16 protein-coding genes are annotated in these 22,971 nt (G+C 57.9%); 11 read left to right on the top strand and 5 right to left on the bottom strand.

The window, feature by feature from the left end; genetic code table 11:
* Positions 1-48: 48 nt before the first annotated feature.
* The 5 genes from PQU98_RS13710 to PQU98_RS13690 form a co-directional block, all read right to left on the bottom strand.
* Positions 49-2,529, bottom strand: a complete 2,481-nt coding sequence (locus PQU98_RS13710; RefSeq protein WP_272745522.1) for a TonB-dependent receptor — start codon at positions 2,527-2,529, stop codon at positions 49-51.
* A gap of 107 nt (positions 2,530-2,636) precedes the next feature.
* Positions 2,637-3,593: a FecR family protein gene (locus PQU98_RS13705; RefSeq protein ID WP_272745521.1), complete on the bottom strand. Its 957-nt coding sequence runs from the start codon at positions 3,591-3,593 to the stop codon at positions 2,637-2,639.
* 12 nt (positions 3,594-3,605) lie between these two features.
* Positions 3,606-4,127 carry an RNA polymerase sigma factor gene (locus tag PQU98_RS13700; RefSeq protein ID WP_272745520.1) on the bottom strand — a complete coding sequence of 174 codons (522 nt, stop codon included), beginning with the start codon at positions 4,125-4,127 and terminating at the stop codon, positions 3,606-3,608.
* 131 nt (positions 4,128-4,258) lie between these two features.
* Complete coding sequence (locus PQU98_RS13695; protein ID WP_272745519.1) at positions 4,259-5,116, bottom strand: tyrosine-protein phosphatase; 858 nt, start codon at positions 5,114-5,116, stop codon at positions 4,259-4,261.
* Between the two features lie 16 nt (positions 5,117-5,132).
* The gene (locus tag PQU98_RS13690) at positions 5,133-7,757 is read right to left on the bottom strand and encodes a TonB-dependent receptor (RefSeq protein ID WP_272745518.1); all 2,625 of its coding nucleotides are present in this window, start codon (positions 7,755-7,757) and stop codon (positions 5,133-5,135) included.
* A gap of 238 nt (positions 7,758-7,995) precedes the next feature.
* On the opposite strand from PQU98_RS13690, the gene PQU98_RS13685 reads away from it, so the two are divergent.
* From PQU98_RS13685 to PQU98_RS13635, 11 genes are all read left to right on the top strand, one after another.
* Positions 7,996-9,231, top strand: a complete 1,236-nt coding sequence (locus PQU98_RS13685; protein ID WP_272745517.1) for a TetR family transcriptional regulator — start codon at positions 7,996-7,998, stop codon at positions 9,229-9,231.
* 53 nt (positions 9,232-9,284) lie between these two features.
* Complete coding sequence (locus PQU98_RS13680; RefSeq protein WP_272745516.1) at positions 9,285-9,803, top strand: RNA polymerase sigma factor; 519 nt, start codon at positions 9,285-9,287, stop codon at positions 9,801-9,803.
* Positions 9,793-10,749, top strand: coding sequence for a FecR family protein (locus PQU98_RS13675; protein ID WP_272745515.1), 957 nt, complete (start codon positions 9,793-9,795; stop codon positions 10,747-10,749). The genes PQU98_RS13680 and PQU98_RS13675 overlap by 11 nt, the downstream gene beginning before the upstream one ends.
* Positions 10,750-10,881: 132 nt before the next feature.
* Positions 10,882-13,812, top strand: a complete 2,931-nt coding sequence (locus PQU98_RS13670; RefSeq protein WP_272745514.1) for a TonB-dependent receptor — start codon at positions 10,882-10,884, stop codon at positions 13,810-13,812.
* A gap of 84 nt (positions 13,813-13,896) precedes the next feature.
* Complete coding sequence (locus tag PQU98_RS13665; RefSeq protein ID WP_272745513.1) at positions 13,897-15,303, top strand: alkaline phosphatase; 1,407 nt, start codon at positions 13,897-13,899, stop codon at positions 15,301-15,303.
* A 101-nt stretch (positions 15,304-15,404) separates the two neighbouring features.
* Entirely contained in the window at positions 15,405-16,334 is a 930-nt protein-coding gene (locus PQU98_RS13660; protein ID WP_272745512.1) for a hypothetical protein, read from the top strand.
* Positions 16,335-16,361: 27 nt separating this feature from the next.
* A complete protein-coding gene (locus PQU98_RS13655; RefSeq protein WP_272745511.1) occupies positions 16,362-17,447 on the top strand; it encodes a DUF2336 domain-containing protein in 1,086 nt (361 codons plus the stop codon).
* A gap of 314 nt (positions 17,448-17,761) precedes the next feature.
* Positions 17,762-18,751, top strand: coding sequence for a glycoside hydrolase family 43 protein (locus PQU98_RS13650; protein WP_272745510.1), 990 nt, complete (start codon positions 17,762-17,764; stop codon positions 18,749-18,751).
* Between the two features lie 251 nt (positions 18,752-19,002).
* Positions 19,003-19,182, top strand: coding sequence for a hypothetical protein (locus PQU98_RS13645; RefSeq protein ID WP_272745509.1), 180 nt, complete (start codon positions 19,003-19,005; stop codon positions 19,180-19,182).
* A 65-nt stretch (positions 19,183-19,247) separates the two neighbouring features.
* Positions 19,248-20,546 carry a hypothetical protein gene (locus tag PQU98_RS13640; protein WP_272745508.1) on the top strand — a complete coding sequence of 433 codons (1,299 nt, stop codon included), beginning with the start codon at positions 19,248-19,250 and terminating at the stop codon, positions 20,544-20,546.
* A gap of 103 nt (positions 20,547-20,649) precedes the next feature.
* On the top strand, positions 20,650-22,485 hold the full coding sequence (locus PQU98_RS13635) for a beta-L-arabinofuranosidase domain-containing protein (RefSeq protein ID WP_272745507.1): 1,836 nt from the start codon (positions 20,650-20,652) through the stop codon (positions 22,483-22,485).
* The last annotated feature ends 486 nt before the right edge of the window (positions 22,486-22,971 follow it).

Genomic DNA, 22,971 nt, shown 5'->3' with positions numbered 1-22,971 from the left:
CGCCCCCTCCGTCAGGAGGGGACGCCGTTATGCAACATTACCCTTGGACTAGAAGCTGTAGCGCAGCCCCAGGCCATAGGTCGCCGGCGCGCCCACCAGACGCGAGGCCCCGTTCTTCTCCGGGAAATAGACCTCATCCGTGACGTTCTTACCATAGGCATAGACTGACCATGATGCCGGTGAGGCCAGATCAATATGGAGATTGGTCAGGGTATAGGCTTCCGCCGTGTTATTGGGCAGAGCGTTCAGGCGATTGGACTCTTCGCCGTGATGCGCCACCGTCAGACGTGAGGTCAGATCCCAGCCGCCGCTGAAGGCCACCCGATGCGTCAGGCTTAGGTTCGCCGTCACATCCGGTGCGCCCGGCAAAGGATCGCCAACGGTGGCCGTCACATCCGCCGCACGGCGCGACTGGTACTCGGTGATTTCCGACTCCAGGAAGGCCGCCGACAGGTCAAGATCCAGCTTTTGGGTCTCACCGTTAAACAGACGCGCCCCGACCGCCAGATCGATGCCCGACGTTTCGGCCTTACCCACGTTGGTGCGGCCATTGGTGTCATTGGCCAGACGGGTCGTCGCCTGAAGGTTCTTGAAGCTGTAGGCAAAGACATCTGCCGAAGCGCGGAAGCGGCCTTTGTACCAGCGCGCACCGGCCTCATAGGCGGTCACGGTTTCTGAATCAAACGGCAGGGTTTCTTCCAGCGTCATGATCGAGGTGCCGTCAAATCCGCCGCCGCGATAGCCGGTTGAGGCCGAGGCGAACACATTGAGGCTGTCGCTGATGAAATATTGCGCTGTCAGACGCCCCGACAGGTTGTCGTCCTCAAAATTCCGGTCCCAGCTAAAGCCGCTGACCGTGGCAAAGGTCGTGTTGTAGATCGAGATGCCCCACGGATTATGGTCGATGTTCTGGCCCTTGTAATCGACTGTGTCGCGGGTGTAGCGCAGACCTGCCGACAAGCGCAGTTTATCGGTGACATTGTAATCGCCCTGACCAAACAGCGCGAAGGAGTTACGGCGCTGCTCGTGATTGTTGTCGTAGACTGAGCGCACGGTAAAGCTGGTCCAGGTCGAGTCAAAATCAGCCGAGTCGCTTAGGTAAAACGCGCCCAAAATCCAGTCGAACTTACCGCCGTTATCGTCGCTCAGGCGCATTTCCAGTGAGGCCTGAGACAGGGTTTCATCAAAGGCGTACTCATAGCCGGGATAGGGTGAGCCATCGCCATTGCCGCCGTCAGTGCGGTCGGTCGATTGCACGCCGCCGACCACGGTCAGGTTGAGATTGTCCTTCAGGCGGTGCGTCAGGGTGCCCGACAGGCCGCGGATATCATAGGCGTGGGTAAAGTATTTCTGCGAATAGAAGCTATAGGGATCGGCGTTTTCACCGGCATTGAACTGAGTATTGTCCTGAGCGCGGGCCAGACGGTCATACTGACGGCTGTCACCGCGGTCACGGCTGGCGAAGGTTTTGAGTGTCAGATTGGTCTCAGGCGCGAAATCAAACGAAAAGGTGGCGCGGGCGGCAACCATATCCTTATCGCCAAAGCCTTCGCGCTTGCCCGGATCGGTGACTGCAGGCACTTGTGTCTGCACCACGCCACCTACGCTGGGGCGAAAACCGGCCAGGGTGCCCGCCCCTTCGCCGTCCATGAAGCCGCCGCCGTTTTCAGCCATGACAGCTAAACGCACGCCGAAGTTTTCGCTGACCTTACCGCCGAAGGCCGTTTCAAAGCGGGTATAGTCATAGTTACCGGCGCGGACATCGGCATAGCCGTCAAAGCCTTCCGACGGGCCTTTGGTGATGGCATTGATAACGCCTGCGGTCGTGTTACGGCCATAGAGCGTGCCTTGCGGGCCTTTCAGAACCTCAATCCGGTCAAGGTCAAACAACGGCATGCCGACATAGGCGTTCGAGGTCTGGTAGATGCCATCGACATGCAGGGCCACTGACGGCGAGCCATTGGGCTTATAGTCGTCGGCCCCGCCGATGCCGCGGATGCTCAAAAGGCCATAGCCCGTGCCGCCGGTCGAATAGTTGATGGAAACACCCGGCACTTCGTCAACCAGACCGTCCGCGCCATTGATGCCGCGTTCGCGAATTTCACTGGCATTCATCGCGACCACCGCCGCCGGAACCCTGGCGATGGCGGATGAGCGCTTAAGCGCCGTGACGACTACCAGTTCAGGTTCTTCTTCGGCGACCGCGGTGGCCCCCAGCGAGAAGGTGCGGCCATCGGCGCTGACGCTTTTGATACCGACGCCGGTGCCGTTAAGCAGGGCGTTCAGAGCCTTGTCGGCCGGCAAGGTGCCGCTGACCCGGTTAGCGCGCTTACCGCGCACCATATCCGGCGTAAACAGAACCTGCACATTGGCGACGCGGGCGAATTCGATGAGGGCCTGATCAAGGGGCTGATCCTGAATGGCGAACGCGACCGGAGTTTGCGCCTGCGCCATAGACAGCGGCGCCACCATGCACGCGGCAGCCGCACAGAACGTCATGAGAAATGGCTTGAAACGGTTAGAAGTCATCGTGGTCTTTCCTGATACAGGGCAATCAACCCGGCCCAACTTCAGGAACGCACCCGATTAACCAATCCTCACTCCGTCGCAAAAATTTCATATTTCCGGCTGAGGTTTCAGCCCTTACGGATGGCCCAGCGGTGCGGCCCGTTTGTGGTAACCTCAAGCCCAAGAACGGTTTCAAGTGCGGCCGGAAAATCTTCGACCCCGTCATAGCGAAATGAGCCCGACAACCGCAGTCCGGCCAGTTGCGCATCCTCAATCACAAACTGATCAGAAGAATAGCGGTTAAAATCGGCCACCACTTCGGACAAAGGCTGATCGCGGAACACCAGCCGCCCATGCCGCCATTCGGTTTGTGTGCGGACATCTGCGGCCCCGACCCGTGAGGCAGCGGCCCCGGCATTGGCCAGTGTCTGCCCCGACCACAGCTTGCGCACCCGGCCGTCCGAAGACCTGACCGTAGCGCCACCGTCGGCGATGATCACATCGGCACGGCCTGCGGTCAGCGTTACCTGAAACTGGCAGCCCGCCCCCTCAACCGTGCAGTTACCCGCCGTCACTGACAACGGCGCACCTTTACGCACCGCCGTAATGAACGCCTGACCCGCCAGCAGATTTACCTCGCGCTTGCCGCCGGTGAACCTAACCCGCGCTTCGCTCAAGGGCGCCAGCGTCAGTTCCGACCCGTCCGGCAGTTGGGTCGTCAGTCGCTCACCCGCGGCCGTGACATAAGCCGCCTGCGCCCCGCCCGGCGTCAGGACGGTCCAGCCGGTGCCCAGCACAAGGGCGGCGGCGATCCCGCCACCGGCCATTTTAAACAGACCGCGCCGCCCCATGTCCACAGTCTTAGGCGACGTCTCGCGCAATGCCCGCGCCCGCCGCGCCTGAATTTCTGGTGACTGCGACAGCGCTGACAGTTGCGCCCAGCGGGCCTCGCACTGACGCAACTGAGCCTCATGGTCAGGATTTTGCGCCAGCCACGCGCGCAGATCGGCCTCGTCCTGCGGGGAAACCGGATGGCCTGAATGCAGGCGGACGAACCATTCGTCAGCGGTTTTAGGTATATCCATAACGCCCTGTGATTAGTCGATTTGCTTAAGGGCGTCCATCGCCCTGACCATATGTTTTTCGACGGCGCTGATCGATATCCCAAGCCGCCTGGCGATCTGAGCATAGCTCATATCCTCAAACCGGCGCAGGATAACTATGGTTTGCGCACGCGCGGGCAAGGAATCCAGAGCCGCCAGCATCCGGTTCAGCCGTTGCCGCGACTCAAGGCCCTGCTCGGCTGACGGCGCGTCCGTGGCGATATCCAGATCGCTGACATCATCGTGGCGGTCGGTTGAGCGCGCCGTATCGCGCCGCACCTTATCGCGGATCAGGTTCGAGGCGGTTTCAAATACATAACCGTCCAGATTTTGCAGGCTGAACAGATCCTTGCGGCGCAGCAGGCGTAAAAACAACTCCTGCACCAGTTCCTCGGCATCCGCCTGCGAGCCTGTGCGGCGCATAAAGAACTGCATCAGCGGGGTGCGCAGACGACGGGACAGGGCATCGAAACTGCCGCCGCCATAAGCCATCGTCATTGCACAGGTATCCGCCATGCGGCGGCCATAACAGACCTTTGTGACAGTTTGGCATAGGCTGAGCGCCAACATAATGGCGACTTGCCCCCTGAAGACAAAAAAACCGGCCCCTGTCAGGGCCGGTTTTTCCATCAGGCGTGGTTAGACTTTTATTTCAGCAACAGCGTTTTCAGCTTGGCTTCATCGGCTGCCGTAAGGCCTAGGTCTTCGCGCACATAGCGTTCCCAGCCACCGCGGGCCTCGATCTCGGCAAACGCGGCTTCAAGGTAGGTGCGGTCAACGCCCATCAGGGCCTGAACCACTTCCGGCGGCAGACGGCTGAAGGCCGCATACATTGGATCCGGCTTATCGCCCGCCTTAGGCATTTCCGGCTTATAATACTGGTTCGACAGCAGGTAATCCTCGATCACCGTCTCACGCGGAACGCTCAACAGGGTCAGGATGAGTGCGGTCGCCACACCGGTGCGATCCTTACCCGCAGAGCAATTATAGATCATCGGCGTCTGACCGTCGATAATCAGGCGCAACATACGCTTATACTGACCGGCGAACTTGAACGGTGCGTCACGGTAAAAGGTCGCCATCATCGCCTTGGTCTGCTCGGCCGTCACATCTTTCTGCCGGAAGAAGGCCATGAACGGGGTCATGTCCATGTCGTAGTCCTGCGAATAGACCGTAACCTTCATGTCGGCGGGCCAGACCATCGGGGTCGACTGGCGTTCCTGCGTGGCGCGGAAATCGACATTGGTCTTGATACCGAGCGCCCGGAGCTGATCAAAGCCTGTGGGGGTGATCTTGTTCATGGCGGCAGAGCGGTAGATGATGCCCCACTTCACTTCGCGGCCATCGCTGGTTTTGTAGCCGCCGATGTCACGGAAGTTGTTGGCGCCATCAATGCCGACCACGCGGTTGGTGGCAACGGAAGGGGCCGGCGACAGAGCGAAAGCCTGCCCGGCCACAGTCCCCATCAGGAGGGCGGCCAAGGCGACTGATTTCAAAAGAGTCATATTTTATTTCCTTGTTTTAGAAATTGAAGCGGATACCGGCCATGAAGCGGCGACCAATCTGTTCGACTTCGGAGGGGTGGCTGAGGTCGCCCTCATAGGCGATGTAGGTTTCATCGGTCAGGTTCGAGGCGTCGGCATAGACCGTCAGGTTCGGATTGACCGCATAACGCAGGGTCAGATCGAGGTTTTCATAGCCCTTACGGTATTCATCGCCGCCAGAACCTAAGCCCAGACCACCCAGCGTATCCGCCCAGTCATCGCGCCACTGATAGCTCAGGCGGGCCGACAGGCCGTATTTTTCATAGTAGATCGAGGTATTGACGATGGTGTCCGACGTGCCGGGGAACGGCACATCCTTACGGGCGGCGGTATCGAACGCGCCATCCAGCACCGCGACATTGCCCTGGAAACCCAAACCGTCAAACGGCGACGGCAGCATGGCAAAGCGTTGCTGGTAGTTGAACTCAAGGCCGTAGAGCTTGCCTTCGTCGCCGTTCAGGGTGGAGGTGAAATCATATCCTGTGCGATCAATGCCATTACCGTCATACCGGTCATCGGTAATTTTGGTGCGCGAGTCATAAAGCACGTTTTCGACATGGCGATAGAAGCCGCTGACCGACAGGACGCTGTCGGTGGAGGGGTAATATTCCAGCGACGCGTCCCCGCCCCAGGTATATTCCGGCTCCAGATAAGGATTGCCACCGGTGATGGTGCCCGGTGTGGCCGTATCGTTGATCGAGGCCCCGGCCCGCACCGCCCCAAAGCTTGGGCGGGCGATGCCGCGCTGGGCCGAGCCGCGAAAGACCAGCTTTTCATTGAGGTCAAACTTGGCGTTCACGCTGGGGAAAAAGTCAGTGTAGTCGGTTTCAACTTCAACCGGCGTAATGACACCGGCGGCATTGGTGAAGCCCTTAATGGTTTGCTTCATGTTTTCGACACGCGCGCCAAACACAACTTGCCATGTGTTGAATTCAACCTTGGCCATGCCGTAACCGGCAGTCAGCTTCTCAGCGATGCTGTACATATCGGATTTGGCAATATTATTGGCAGGATTATACCGGCCCAGCGATTGCATCACCGCAAGCTTCCCCTCCATATCCGTGCGCAGGCGCTGGTTATCGAGATAGTTGATGGTGAAGCCGAGCGGGAAGCCCGTGGACCAGGCCTTGGTCGAGACATAGTTCGCGGCCCTCAGATCCGTACCCGCCGGAAGTCCCGTCGTCAGCACCACAACCGGCTGACCGATCACGTTACCTTCGATGTCGCGGGAGTCGTACTGAAAGCCGGTCTTGTAGGTCCATGCACCGGACTCATGCGTCAGGTCAGCCTTGGCCGTCCAGTTATCCGCCTTGATGTTGGAGGTGATCGGAATGGCGATATTGATGCTGAAAGCCGACTGATCAAGTGCCGTCAGAGCCGCACCGCGCACATAGGTGCCTGCCGTCGTACCGGCTGCTGTCCTGAAGAGTGAAACGTTCGGGAAGTTCGGATCGCTCAGCGAATAGGTCATGGAGACGCGCTGAAGCGGTGAGGCCTGCTGCTGCATCAAAAGCGGCAAGTAGGTGGTGTTTTCCATCTTGGTGGCATTTAAGCGCCAGTCAAGATTCCAGTTTTCGCCAAACTCGTGGTCACCGCCAAGGGTCGTCAGGGTATTGCGGGTACGGTATTCGCCATATTCGGCCGTTGAGCGCACCGGCACGCCCACCAGATCGCCCCCCGTTTCAGTGCGCGTACCCGATAAGGCGTTGGCCAGTTGGAACGTATAGTGGTTACGCTCTTCGTCATCCTTGAATTCCGAATAGACCGTCTTCAGGAACAACTTGTGGCCCTCGGCGGGGCGCCACTCAAACCCCAGCGAGGCCCCGTTGTTTTCACGGTGCAGCAGGTAGTTGCGCGCATCAAAGCTCGACAGGCCTCTGGCATCATAGGCAAATTCACGGTTGTCGGTGACCTGATTGCGGCTGTAATGCGATGCCCCTGCCACGACGCCAAACGTCCCGTTCGACCAGGTGGTGCGCAGTGAGCCCTGCTGCTGCTGGCCGCCGCCCAGTTCCATTTCCCCCAGACCGAGTTCGCCCTGAAGGTCAAAACCGTTTTTATGGAACGGCGAATAGGTTTTAAGGTCGATCTGCGCCACCACCGCCTCAGCCGGCAGATCGGGCGTCAGGGACTTATTAACCGCGATAGATTGCAGGATCACCGCCGGCACGGCATCAAAACGGAAAGCGCGCGAAGAACCGCCCTCGTCCACACCAATTACCGTAACGCCATCAAACGACACGCTGGTCCAGCGATTGGGTGCGCCGCGCACCTGAATGTAGCGTTCCTGTCCCTGATCGCGCTGAACGGCAACGGCGGGCAAACGTGACAGGGCGGCGGCGGAGTTCTGATCCGGGAAGCGGCCCACCGTGTCAGACGCGATAATGTTGACCAGATTGTCGGCATTGCGTTGTTCGCGCAGGGCCGCAATCTGTGAATCGCGGATCGGCGCATAGATGACGACTTCGGTGATGTCTTCATCGGCGACGGCCGGTTCGGGCGCGGGATCCGCCGCCAGAGCGCCCGTGGCGCTGACCGCCAGAAGTGATACCCCTGCCAAAGCCGCGGCTTTGAAAGTGAATGTGGTTAGATTGCTGAACATGATGACCCCATCAGTATTGCCGAAGATGGAGCCTCAATTAGAACGTTTGTTTGTATTTTTTTAAACGTTTGTATGAAGCAATTTTTACAACCTCACGACACTTACGTGTCAAATCCGACCGCACACGGCACAATCTTACACCCCAACACACTGATCACTAGCGACACCCCCTGAAAATAGTATATACAATCCCTCATTCGCACACATACCCGCCAAATCTATTACAAAATAAGCTTTTATGAAGACAATCAAAAGCCTGAAAGCCAGTCCCGTCACCGACACACCGCCCGCAGACCGCCTTTTGGAAGCCGTTCAAGCCGCCTGGCCGCCCCTTGGACGAGCCAATATGACCGCCCGCCAAATCAGTCAGACCGCCGAAGTTCAGACATCTCAGATAAATTATTATTTTGGCAATTTTGAACAGTTGTTAGCTTCGGCACAAGCTCAATCCATGATCGCCGCGCAAATCTGGTGTGACCGGCAACTGTCGCAGACCGACGGCCTTCCGGCGATTGCCCCCGAAGGATTCGGTGCGATGATGGCCGCCCTGATTGATGACTGGACGGTTACTCAGCGGCCCCACGCCTTTGCCTGGCGGGAATGTCAGATGATGGCGGCGCGCGATGACACCTTCGCCCCCCTCGCCCGCCAGTGGCGCGACATCTGGAAAGCCTTTTGGGATGATATGTGCGCCCGCATGGGCTTTGGGGCCTATGCCGATATCACGCGTCAGTTTTTCGACGGCGAATCATTTTTGCACCGGATTACCTGGCGTCGGGCGCTTGACCGGGCCTGCCTTACCGAGACCTGTCAGGGCTGGGCGCGACTGCTGACGACCAGTCGTGCCGGTGACGGGGCGCTTCGTCATTTCGCAAGGCTTGAAAGCGAAAAACTCACCACGCCGATCATCGCCCACGGCTCAATCGCCGAACAGATCGCCGAGGCTGCAGCCATGATTGTGGGCCGCTTTGGCGCCGCCGCCGTCACCCACCGCGCCGTGGCGCGCGAAAGCGGGGTTAATCTGGGGGCGGTCACCTACCACTTCCCGACCAGCGACACCCTGATGCACGCGGCCTGGATAAATATTTATCTGCGCCTGACCCGCAATGTGGTTCGCGATGAAAACGAGCCTTACACCCACCAACAGTTCAAAGACAATCTGATCCACTTTGTCCAGAAACCCGCACTTGTCGAAGATCTGCTCGGCATGGAAGAACTGATGTCGGCCTCGGCTCGTGCTGATGATCTGAACGGTGTCGGGGCCATGATCCGCTACAGCCGCGGGCGATCGACCTATCACGGTCTGTCGCGCATGATCTCACCGCTTGGGCCCTTGGGGGCTCAGGACGCGGCATTGATATCGAACTGGACGCAAGGGCTACGGCGCGATCTGATGGTTCTGCCGGCCGATGAGGCCCTCAGCGGCGCCCACCATACGATCGATCAGATCGTGGCCCTGCTTCGCGTCGAATAAACTCAGGTTCATTTTGTAATATAACTGTCACCTAAGCCGTCTATTCAGCAGGCATGGCGACTGGACTACCCGAACATTTCTGGGTGCCGCAGGAGCGCGGCCGTCTTATGCAGTTTGTCGCGGGCAAGGTGCGCGATGAGGCCGTGCGCGAAGACGTGGTGCAGGAAACTCTGGCCCGCCTGATCAGCTACAGCCGCCGTCATGCGGTTGAAAATCTCACCGGTCTGGCGCGCGCCATCGCCACCAATCTGATCAACGACCATTTCAGGGCCGCCAAAGCGCGCCCTACCGAAGAAATCGACACTGACCTTGCCTGCGATCAACCCTTGCCGGAGCAGATCCTGATGCACCGCCAGCGACTGGATGTTTTCACCGACGCCTTAAAAGGCATGCCGCCGCTCAGGCGCGAAGTGCTGATCCGGCGGCGTGTCCGGGGTGAGACGTGTGAGGAGATCGGGAAAGCCCTGAACCTCAGTCCTGATGCAGTCGAAAAACATATCTCACGGGCCCTGCGCCAACTGCACGATCATCTCGAAAAAGCCGAAAAGAAACGCGTAAAATATGACTCCTGAGACGGCGGATATCACAGACACCATTTGGGATGCCGCCGCCGGATTTGTTGATCGCCACCTGCACGATACAAAGTTCACGACCGCTGCCTTCGATGAGTGGATCACGCACGATCCCCGCCACCGGATCGCCTATGATACCCTCATGGGCGTGGCGCGCGACACAGCACTGAACGATGCCCTGGCGGCCTTTGATACCCCGCCTGCCGTCAATATTACCGCCGTCAAGGCTGCGCGGCGTAAGGTATTTATTGGAGGCATTATGGCCGCCGCTGCGGTCGCGGTCTCAGCCTTTGTACTGCCGCCGGTGGTCTACGACCAGATTACGCCGCTGACCGTCTATGAAACCGAGGCCGGACGCCCGCGTGAGGCGCGCCTGAGCGACGGCACCGATCTGCACATCAATGGCGCCAGCCGCGTGGAAGCGCGCATTACCCCCTATCGCCGCCATGTACATTTGCGTCAGGGCGAGGCCTATTTTGCCGTCGCCAAAGATGCCGACCGGCCCTTTACGGTCGCCCTAGACGGTGGCGATGTGCGCGTTTTAGGCACCCAGTTTAACCTGAGCTATATGCCCGGCGGCGTTGAACTGAACGTCTATGAGGGCAAGGTCAGGCTCAAAGGCAGCGACCGTAAATTTGGTCTGTTCACCCGTGGCATGAGGGCGCGCCTGACGAAAGGTGCGATCACGCCGCTTAAGGCCTTTGACCCGGATGGCGGCGACTGGCGCACCGGCTGGGTTGAGCCCGATAACTGGAGTCTTGAGCGGGTGGCGCAGGAATTTACCCGCCATTCCGGCACTCCTATACGGTTTGAAAACAATGCCCTGAAAGATAAGCGTATTATCGGCCGGTTGCGGTTAGATGATCCGCATAGCCAGTTGGAAACCCTTGCGGTCGTGCATGGTTTTGAGGTCGCCCGCGATAACGGCACTATAATTATACGTTAAAATACATAAGCTTAAATCTGTCACGAATAATTCACGAAATGACCTGTCGGGTAAATCGGTCTCTTATCCGTCCCTTTAACCGTAAGACGCTCGTCACTGGGGCTGAGCATATCTATTCATGGGGATCTGGTTTTGACCTTTAACTTTCATCGCATTCTGTGCCTGTCGGCGTCGCTGGCCGCGCTCAATCTGGGGGCGGGCATGGTCGCCGTCACCGCGCAGGCTCAGACGGTCGTGGGCCGCGTCGTCGCGGTTGACATCAAGGCCGGTGACCTGAACACAGCCTTGGTGCAGTTGTCGCGCACCTCAGGTGTGCAGGTCGTCGCTGACCCCGCCCTTTTGGCCGGCAAGACCACCCGCGGCGTCAAGGGTAATGTCAGTGTTGATCAGGCACTTAGCAGCCTGCTGTCCGGTCAGAACCTGAGCTACAGCCTCAAGGGCGATACGGTGATTGTCAAAGCGGGCGTCACGAAAGCTACCGCCCAGACAGTCACTCCGGTCATGGCAGCCGCCACAGTTGCACAGGCTGACACCACCGCCCCGGAAGCCATCGAAGAAGTCGTCGTCACGGGCTTTCGCAGTTCCCTGGCCAAGTCGCTGAATGAAAAACGTAAGGCCGTCAACGTCATAGACGTCATCAATGCCGAAGACATCGGCAAGTTCCCGTCGAACAACATCGCCGAAGCGCTTCAGCGCGTACCGGGCATTTCGATCACCCGTGATCGCGGCGAAGGTCTGTTCGTGCGCGTCCGTGGCCTCGGCCCCAACTTCCAGAACGTGACCATCGATGGCCGCAGCGCCGCCGTGAACGAAAACGTGCGCGATTCCGGCCAGTCGGGCCGTCAGTTCCGCTTTGATACGATGGCCTCCGAACTGGTGTCCGGCGTCGAGGTGATCAAGTCGCCGCTGGCCTCGCTCGACGAAGGCGCCATCGGCGGCACGATCAATATCCGCACCTTTAAGCCGCTCGATTTCAAAAAGCCGACCACCTCGCTCAGCCTGACCACCACCTATGTCGAACTGGCCGACAAGGTCGACCCCAAGGCGTCGGCTCTGGTAAGCTGGAACAACGAAGACCGCACGTTCGGGGCGCTGGTTTCGGCCAATTACGGCATCCGCTCCCTGCGCTCTGATCGTATCACCGGCGTGGGCTGGACGGCCAGCAAGGTCGATGTGACCGGCGACGGTATTGCGGATACAAACTTTCTGCCCTCCGCGGTACGACCTACTCTTGAGCGCGAACGCCGCGAACGCTGGGGCCTTACCGCCGCCCTGCAATGGCGCCCGACCGAAAATACTGAAATCGCCCTGACCAGCTTTTACACCTATCTCGACAACTTCTATGACGAACTGACCTATTCGGCTGACTTCGTTGTATCTGCCCTTCAGCCAGGCTCGGCGCGCGTCGAAAACGGCGTTCTGGTGGGTGGTCGCACCACAACGACCAACACCCAGATCGGGCGTGAGATCGACTATCTGACTCACGACAACATGCTGACCGATCTGACCATCAAGCATCGTCTAGGTGAGTGGGATCTGTCGGGCAGCGTCTATGTGGCGCGCGCCTATTCCAATACCGATAAGCCAATTACCCGCACCCGCGTGCAGGGTAATTCCGGTGGACTTGAATTCTACATCCCGCAGGTCGGTGATGGCGTGCCCAGTCTCAAGTTCCTCACGCGCGATCTCAACAATCCTATCCTGCCGTTCCGCCGTACAGAATGGCGCGTCAATAATTCGACCGACGAAGAAAATGCCGCCCAGTTTGATGCCAAACGCGACCTGAGCTGGGGTGTGTTGAGCCAGATTTCCGGTGGCGTCAAATTCCGCGACCGCTCGCGTGAATATAACCGCCGTGATATCAACTTCACACGCAATAAGTCGGGCCAGACCATCGGCGGCAACAATACCCTGTTCGGCCGTGAGTTCTATGACGGCTTCCCCGAAGACGACTTCCTGAGCGAAGCGTCCGGCACCCTGCCCCAAACCTGGCTGCTGCCGAACCGCGATGCGTTTCTGGCCATTCTTGATACCTCAGCAATCGCCAACACTGCACCGGCGCGCGGTGACCTGAGAAACTCATATTATGTGGCTGAAAAGATCAAGGCCGGCTATGTCGCCGCCAATATTGATACCACGGTGTTTGACCGGGCTTTGCGCGGTGAAGTCGGCGTGCGCTATGCCGAAACCGACCAAACTTCACAGGGCCACGCCGATACCGGCTCAGCCGCCGTACCGGTCAGCTTCGATAAGACCTATAAGGATACGTTGCCGAGCGCCAACTTTGTCTATGAACTGCGTGACAATGTTCAGGTTCACGTCGCCGCCGCCAAGGTCATCACCCGTCCGTCACTGGCTGACCTGTCGCCGCGTCTGACGCTCAATTCGTCCGGTGTGCAATTCACCGCCGTCGGTGGCAATCCGCTGCTGGACCCGTTTGAAGCTAATCAGTTCGACCTGACCGCAGAATGGTACTTCGCACCGGGTTCGGCCCTGATCGGCGGGGTGTTCTATAAGGACATCACCACCTTTGTATATAACCAGAACACCACCATTGCCATTGATGGCCAGAACTACCTGCTGACCGCGCCGGTCAATGGCGGGGAAGCCTGGGTCAAGGGTTTTGAACTGGCCTGGCAACAGAACTTCAAGTTCCTGCCCGCACCGTTCGATGGTCTGGGGGCTCTTGCCAACTATACCTGGACGGACTCTGAGGCCACCTATTCGGCCACGCTTAAGGACAAGATGCAGAATGTGGCTGAAAACAGCTACAACATCACGGTCTTTTACGAGAAAGATAAGCTGGGCGCGCGCCTGTCCTATTCGTGGGTTGATGATGTGCTGGCTTCGGTCGGCACCGGCGGCCTGACCAATCTGAACGAAAAAGAATACGGCTCGCTCGACGGCAATATCAGCTACAAGATCGATGACCGCTACAGCATCGTGGCCGAAGCCCAGAACCTGACCAACGAAGCCCAGTGGCAGTTTGCTCAGAACGGCCAGTTTGGCGGCTATACCTATAATGGCCGTACCGTCTCCTTCGGTGTGCGGGCGAAGTTTTAATCTTCGCGATTTAACGCTATGACCTCCCCGCTCAGGCTTTCAACCTTGGGCGGGGTTTTTGTAATTTTGTTCAGGAGTAAACCGATGAAAGCCGCCTTGTGTCTTGCTACCGCCCTCATGACAACACCGGTCTGGGCGCAGACATCACCGTATCCGGCTCTGGACGCCGCTCTGGCGCGCACGCCCAATACGGCTAAGGCGAAAAACATCATCCTGTTCATAGGTGACGGCATGGGCATCAATTCGGTCACTGCGGGCCGCATCATGGCCGGGCAGGCCCGCGGCTTAGACGGTGCCTCCTACCGGCTGGCCTTTGAGAGCCTGCCCTATTCGGCGTTTTCCAAAACCTATTCGGCAGATAAATTCGTAACCGATTCTGCCAACGGCATTTCGGCTATCACCACCGGCATAAAGACCATTAATGGGGCCATCGGCGTTGATGCCACCGTTACCTCAAAAGCCTGTGCGCCTAAGGCCGCCCATATTCCTACCATAGCCGAACAGGCCAGGCGCATGGGTAAGGCCGCCGGTGTGGTGACCACCTCAGGGCTGACCGATGCCACACCCGCAGGGGCTTATGGCCATGTCTCGACGCGCGGCTGGCGCTCAGATACTGAACTGCCTGCCGACGCTGCAAAAGCCGGGTGCATCGACATCGCCCGCCAGCTTGTCGAAGCCCCTGAGGCGATCCGCATGGATGTGGTGCTGGGCGGCGATCTGGCGCGGTTTCAGACGGCGGATAAGGGCGGCAAACGCAAGGACAAAGACCTGATCCGTCTCTGGGCCGCACAGAAAGGTGCCAAGGTCGTGACCGGAAAATCAGCCCTGAACGCGGTCGATCCGAAAACGACCTCAAAGCTGTTAGGTCTGTTTTCTGAGGGCGACCTGCCCTCCGTTGTTGACCATAAAAACCAGACCGAAGTGCCCAATCTGGCCGATATGACCGCCAAGGCCATCGACATATTGTCACAAGACCCTGATGGATTTTTCCTGCTGGTGGAATCGGCCGCTATCGACAAATGGCACCATCAGAACAATGCCTACCGCGCCCTTACCGATGTCGATGAACTGGATAAGGCCGTACAGGTGGCCCTTTCCAAAACCGATGCCAAAGACACCCTGATCATCGTCACCGCCGACCACAGCCACGGCCTGACCCAATCGGCGGGCTCGACCCGCGAAGAACCGATCATGGGCCTGGCCCGCAATCGCGGCGTTAATGAACCCGACAAAAACGGCAAGGGCCGCACGGTGCTTAGCTATGCGTCCGGCCCGTCAGCGCTTGAGCCTCACGATCATGATCTGACGCAGGATGAGGTTTTACAGCCGGATTTCAAACAACCGACCCTTGTGCCGCTGTCCAGCGCCCAGCATACCGGCGAGGATGTGCCCGTCTATGCCTCCGGCCCGCAGGCGCATCTGGTTTCCGGCACGGTGGAGTCGACCTTGTTGTATGAAGTCATGCGCTACGCCATAAGTATAAAACCCTGAGGGCGTGCCTCAAAAACATTACCGGCAGTTAGCCGGATATTAAACTTGACGACGTAAGGTCAGCCGGTTGCAACCTGTTTATATGAGTTGATCGCGCGCCTATGTCATCGTTGTTTGTCCGGCTGACCCTTTGCGGCATGTTCTTAAGCGCCACGTCGATTACGGCGCAGGCCGCCCCGGCGCGGGATGCGGGCAACCTCAACTGGCCCGGAAAAAGCGTTGCCGATGCCGCCCCAAAAGCCGGTCAGTATGGGGTGCCGCCCTCCCCTTACGGCGATGTCGGGAATTTCTTCAAAAAAGAACTCAAATGGCCGACCAAACCGACGCAAACCGTGCCCGCAGCGGCCAATTCTGCGCCCGTATCCGCCCTACCTCAGGTATCTTCGACTGAGCCCTCAATAGCCGAGCCTCGCAGCCCTCGCCCTGAGCGCTATGTCAGCGCCCCGGTTGAAGCCTATACCTACCGCCCGCAGGTCTACACCCCCGTACCCCAGGTCGCCAGCCGCACGGCTCCGTCTGTGCCAATGGCATCCCTGACCACACCGCCCCCCTTGCCCGCGCCGGCACCACGCCTTACGCCAGAGCAGATGCGTGAACTGGAAACGGCCCCTGCGCCCACCCAGCGCGTGGCGGTTAAGCCAGTACCCAAACCCGTCACTATGGCCCCGATACCCAATCCCGCGCCGCAGGTTGCAGAGGCCAAATCCACCCCCAAGGCGACCACGGCAGTTGCGACCGCTCCCACGCCATCTGCCCCGACGACGGCCCCTGATATGGACGCCTACCAGATCCCGCGCACGTCAAAATATTATCGTGGCCCGCAAACTGACACCGCCCCGCAAAGCGCCCCCGGCACGGCCGCCGGTGTCGGCTTTACACCGGGTCAGACCATCACCGACCCCACCACCCAAAGCCCGCGCTTTTATTCGCTGCACCGTGAATATGGCCTGAGCCCCGACACCATCCAACAGACACAGGAACCAGGTCAAAACGACCTTCCCGTAGCTAATGAGTCAGCGTCCCCGAGATAGAATATTTCTGCCCCTTAAGGTCTGCACATGCCTTCTCCGTTATTATCCCTGATCGAACTGGCGAAAGAACCGTCAAGTTCCAAGCGGCGCGAACTTTTGCGCGAAGTCACCAACCTGTTTCTGGCCAATCATGAGGCGATTTCCAGCGCGGAGATGGTGCTTTATGACACGGTCATGAGCCAGTTGACCGAAGAGATGGAAGCCGTCGTCCGTGCCGAAATCGCCCACAAAATGTCAGGGGCGGCAACCGCACCGCAAGGATTGTTGCGGCAACTGATGGTCGATCATATCGACGTGGCCGAACCCATCCTCATGCGCTCAAACGCTTTGTCGGAAAGCGATCTTTTGCACGTCGTCAACACGCAGGGGCAGGAGCACCTGCGGGCCGTGTCGCGCCGTGAAACCGTCACCGAAAATGTCACCGGCGTCATTGTGCGACGCGGCGATGACACCACTCTGAACGTGCTTTTGAAAAACGAAGGCGCGCGCCTGTCGCGGGAATCGAACGAAGCGGTCGTCGCCCGCGCTCAGGCCAATCCTGATCTTCATGCGGCCGTCATTGGCCGTTCTGACCTGCCCGCCGACCTGATGAATGAGATGTATTTCGTGGTCGAAGCCCGCCTTAGGGAACGCATCCTTGAGGAAAACGCCAAGCTCGATCCGGCCCTGCTGGATGAAGCCATGAGCAAGGGCCGTAACAGCGTCGCCATCGCCCACGGCTCATACCCCGCCGACTATGAAGCCATTTCGGCTGAGGTCGAAGGGCTGCGCAAGAACGAGAAACTGACCCCGCCGCTTTTGGCGCGTTACATGCGCGATCCGAACCCGACCTGGTTTCTGGTCGCCCTGTCACAACTGGCCGATATCGATTTCCTGACCGCCAAGCATCTGGTCGAAAAGCGGGAAATTGACGCGCTGGCCATTGCGTGTAAGGCCGCCGATCTGGAAAAATCGCTGTTCCTGACCTATGCCATGATCATGCTCAACCATCAGGAAAACGCGATGGCCAAGGCCCAGGAATATGGTCGTTTATATGCCGACCTGCCGCGCGAGACGGCCCTGCGCACCATCCGCTTCTGGCGCCTAAGACGCGCTGAGGGGCATGCGGCGTAACTCGCAGAAAAGTTTTGGCACTATGTGCCAAATACGTTTTCTGCGGATCAAGTTCGGTGAAAATTTTCTTGGGGCGGCCCTGCGAAAATTTTCGCTTTATTTTGCAGAATTGACCGACAGGTTTTTCATAAGAAGAACCAAATCTTCATAGCGTCTTCCCGTTTTATAAGTGTTATTTGACCGTCATTTACTCAGACTATTGCACATCTGTCAAAGCCCGACATAATAAGCGATAGTCGAAAAGTGTAAGCGGTTTTCGACAACGATATCGCGACAAAATAATCTAAAAAAACATAACATCAGGGAAGATCAACATGCTTAAAACCACGTCACTTATCATGGCGGGCCTTATGCTGGCCACGACCGCCACCGCAGACCCTCGCGCACCGGGATCAAATCCGCTGTTTACCGACATGTTCACTGCCGATCCGGCGCCTCTGGTGGTGGGCGATACGGTCTATCTTTACACTGGCCATGACGAAGCGCGCGGCACTGAGATGTTCACCATGAAGGACTGGCGCGTCTTTTCGTCCAAAGACCTTCTGACCTGGACCGCCCACGGCCCGATCATGAAGGCGACCGATTTCAAGTGGGCTGCAAAAGACGCCTGGGCGGCTCAGACGATTGAGAAAGACGGCAAGTTCTATTTCTACGCCGCCGTTGAACACGACAAAACCCAGCCCGGCAAAGCGATCGGCGTGGCGGTCTCAGACAGCCCGACCGGCCCATTTGTCGACGCGCGCGGCACGGCCCTGATCCATAATCAAATGACGCCGCAAGGCCCGCATACCTGGGACGATATTGACCCGACCGTGTTCATTGACGACGATGGCTCGGCCTGGCTGATCTGGGGCAATTTCAACTGCTATTACGCTAAGCTGAAACCCAATATGATCGAACTGGACGGCCCGATTAAGCAGTTCGACCTGCCCCATTTCGAAGAAGGCCCGTGGATCACCAGGCGCGGCGACATCTATTACCTGACCTATGCCTCCCGCGATAAGTCAAAGGATAAGGATGAGACCATATCCTATGCCACCGCGCCATCGATTACCGGCCCGTGGACATTTCGCGGCGTGCTGACCGGCTCCGGCAAAAACAGCTTCACCATCCATCCGGGCATCATCACCTTCAAAGGCAAGGACTATTTCTTTTACCATGATGCGTCGCTTACCATCGGTGATCAGACCGGTGCGATTGGCCGGCGCGCCGTACGGGCCGAGCATCTTTACTACAATCCCGATGGCACGATGCAGCCGGTTGAGCAAACCGAGGCCGGGCTTACGGCCCCGCGGAAGGACTAATTCCACCCATACTTATCGTTCGGCTAATCTCAGAGTTTAGAAATAATCGCATGCACTTTTTTGTGTGCGATTATTTCGCAAACTGTGATCACAGGCCCATTGCTGCCTGTGGATAAATTAGGTATATATTAACCAGGCTTGGAAAAGTTAAAGTCCGTAAGGGCTTTACCTCCTAAGGGGTGAGAATTCATAACCCCTTATGAACTTTAACTTTTTTGATTGCTTTTTTGGAATTGGCCGCAGGTTTGTTCATGCTCTGCATTGACACATCATCCGAAACTTCAGGATCGCTATCTGCGGCGTCCACGACTACGCGCGCGTCAGGTTTTGACGTGTCTGAAAATACCCTGTCGGGCCGGAACGACACGTCGTCGTACCGGACCGAACCCAAAGGCACCGCGGCTAACCGCCGCTACCCAAGGCAGGATTAACACAGCCGATCGTTGAAGGTTTTTCTTCGATGTTCGGTTTTCAGACCGGAGTCGGAGGAAAGCAAATGGCTGAACACGCACATGCCCGCCAAAGGTTTTTACGCGCTGCCAAAGGCGGATTTCTCACATCCGCAGACAGGTTCAGCGAACAAACCTCCCCCCAACTTGATACCCCTGACGGCCGCCCGGGCAGTCTCCATGTCCTCAAAGCCGCCCCCGTAGTTCGGTATGACCGCGAAGGTTTGCGCCGGCTGGTTGAAGGGCCGGACTGGGAGGCTTTTGAGACAAATCACCTCATGCCCGCCCTGACCCCGGTTCATGATCCGGCGGTGTTTACCCTCAAAGCCGCCGGGCTTGATGATATCCTTGAGCAGATGGATCCCTATGAGGTTCGGATGCGGGAACTATCGATCCTCAAGGACAGGATGGGGTATGGCAACAGCCATTTTGCCGATGGTGCCACCCATGACTATCTGCACGGCTGGTCGCTGGGGATTGTGAAAAACTTCCGGACATTAATTGAGCGCAAGGTGTCGGATATCCGGCGCACCCAGTCACACATCATCGCGGGCGGCGTACTGGCTGCGATCATCACCGGTATCTGCGTCGCCGTTTACGGGCACTGGCCGGGGGCCAGGCTTTATGCGGTCATGGTCGGCATTATGACGCTGATTGTTCTGAGCTTTAGCATTCACCGGGTAGTTGCTGCCGCGCATGAACGCCAACGCCATCGGGCCGACAGCTTCGGGGGCCATACCCGCGAAACCCACCTGAGCGCCACAGCCTTCCTGCAGGCGCGCGAAGCCGGGTTCGAAGCCTTTCAACACCTGTGTGCCGAGCAGGCCGATCACAGCCGCGAGGATAGCTGGCAGGCACATAAACCCGCCGAATGGGCCACGCTGCGCCGGCGGTGGACCCTGATGTCCCGCTATGGCCAGGCCCGCGCTCAGGCGCAGGCGCGGATTACCCAGCTCTATCTGGAACTGATGGCTATGGCGACAACCGGCCTGAATGTGCGGTCAGTCTATAAGGCGCATTTCCTGCGCTTCTGGCTGAGGCGCACAGTCGTTCACGCCGCGGTAAGCGCTTTGGCGCTGATCGTGCTGGGGGCGGTCGTGACTTACGTGACGCTTCAGGATCTGATGATGGGGTTAATGACCCTGATCATGCTGGTGGCACCTCTGGTTTGTGTAGTCATGGTCGCGGCCAATCTTGAGACGCCCCTGAAAACGCCTGAGGATCCCTCGGTAATCTTCAGCCACCTTAATGAACCGGATATGCCCGACGATGCGCTCACAGCCATAAGCGACTACCTGCGTGTCGATGCGCTGCGTCAGTTGCGTGAGGACGAACGGCGCAAGTAGCCATCTACGGCACCGACGACAGATTAAGGAGATTGGGAATGACATCAGTAAACATAGATGCTAATTCTTATTTCAAATATAATTATTCCGGGAAACGCAAGATATGACGACGCGCCGAATGTTCATCAAAGCCGGAGCGGCGGCCCTGTGTACTTGCGGATTGCCAGCATCAGCCCGCGTCAGCACGAACCGGTTTCCTGATCTGACACCCCCGGATTACGCACAGGTGAAGCTGTCTGAAGGGCGATTGCAAACGCAGCTTGATCATCAGCGCGATCTTTATCTGGGGATTGATAATGACCGGTTGCTTAAACCGTTTCGTGTCCGTGCCGGGCAGGCAGCTCCCGGCGCAGATATGGGCGGTTGGTACGACGCTTCCGACGACTTCCATATTGATCCGTCCGACTGGAGCACGGCCAACTGGCACGGTTACATTCCCGGCCACAGCTTTGGTCAATATTTGTCAGGGCTGGCACGCAGCTATGCCATTACCGGTGCCCCGAAGACGCGGGAAAAGGTTGCCTCAATGGTCAGGGACTACCTGCCGACCATTTCAGCGGCGTTTTTCAAAGACTATCCTCTGCCCGCCTATACCTACGATAAGATCGTTATTGGGATGGTCGATGCCTTTCGCTATGCGGGCGTGCCGGAGGCTAAGATCGCACTCGATAAGGCAACAGACGCCGTCCTGCCCTACCTGCCGGAAAAGGCCCTGACGCGTGAGGAGCGCCGCGCCCGTCCCTACACCCAGGAAGCCGAAATCTGGGATGAACCCTACATCCTGCCGGAGCACCTGTTTCAGGCATGGAAGCTGGGCATGGGTGACCGCTATCGTGATCTGGCCATCCGCTTCCTTCAGGACGACGCCCTGTTCAATCCGCTGGCCGATGGCGTCAGTCCGTTAAAAGGCAAGCATGCCTACAGCCACGTCAATGCGCTTAATTCCGCGATCGAAGCCTGGTATGCCACCGGCGACCAGACATACCTGAAAGCCGCAATCAACGGCTTCGATTTTGTCGAGCGCCAGTCCTACGCCACCGGCGGCTGGGGGCCGAATGAGGAACTCGTCGCGGCCGACGATACCGAGACCCTTTATAACATGTTGACAGACACACACCGGACGTTTGAAACCCCGTGCGGTGCCTATGGCCATTTCAAGATTACCCGCTCGCTGCTGGGCATTACCAGGAACAGCCGTTATGGCGACAGCATGGAACGGGTGCTTTATAACACCATCCTTGGTGCCAAACCTACCGAGCCGAACGGCGATACTTTCTATTATTCAGACTACAGTCACACCGCGACCAAATTTTTCCGCGGCGAAGCCTGGCCGTGCTGCTCCGGCACGTTTATCCAGATAGCCGCCGATTACGGCATCAGCGCTTATCTGCTGGAAGCCGACAGTGTTTATGTGAACCTCTACATAGCCTCAAACCTGACCGCGACGGTCTCTGGTGAAACGGTTCGCTTTACTCAAGTCACCGACTATCCTCTTGCCGATACGGGCCGTATCGAGATCACCCCCGCACACGAAACACGCTTTAATGTTTTTCTGCGTATACCGGGCTGGAGCGGTGCCAGCACAAAGATCACCGTCAATGGCATAGCTGTCACCACAGAGGTAACAGCCGGGCAGTTTCTCAAAATTGATCGCACATGGCGCAAGGGCGATATTATCGAGATCAGGTTTGACATGGGCATACGTCTGGAGCCGCTGAATGCCAGCCATCCGGAAATGGTCGCCGTGATGACCGGACCGATGGTGCTCTTTCCCATTGAAGCGCCAGAAACACCCCTGACGGCCGCCACATGGTTAAAAACTGCGCGTGTGTCACCTGAGATATGGAGCGTAAACACGCCGCAAGGTGATATTGCCCTCAAACCCTTCATGGCGATCACAAACGAAACCTATCGGCTTTATAATCACGTGCGGGTCTAGCTAATTAATACCGAAGGATGATACCCGCTCGACGAGTTTGGCGGTGTGTTTCGGGGGCGCAGAAAAGCCTCCGCAAGGAGGCTATAATCTGTTGATTTAGTTGCGGTAAGTGTAATTTCGGGGGCGCGATTTGGGTCGCTTTACTCCCCGACCCAGCCACTGATCGGCGGGCTTACGCACGCCTGCGGCTGCGGTTGAACTGACGTTTCTCGTCCGTTCAGTATGAGCCCATAACCAAACCAACATGACCAAACTAAAAAGGCGCCCGAAGGGGCGCCACTTTAGTTTGGTTGCGGGGGCCAGATTTGAACTGACGACCTTCAGGTTACCACCTATGCGGTATTTACGCAAATTCTGTGCTCAGCCTGTGCTAGGCATTTTTCGCTTAAAACGCAGAAAAGCCCGCTTTCGCGGGCTTCTAAGTCATTGTATCTGCCTAAGTTTTGGTTGCGGGGGCCAGATTTGAACTGACGACCTTCAGGTTAT

The sequence above is a fragment of the Asticcacaulis machinosus genome, assembly GCF_028550435.1.
Classification (GTDB): Bacteria; Pseudomonadota; Alphaproteobacteria; order Caulobacterales; family Caulobacteraceae; genus Asticcacaulis; species Asticcacaulis machinosus.
The sequence above is the reverse complement of the archived record's forward strand: the minus strand, read 5'-3'. Positions and strand labels throughout refer to the sequence as shown.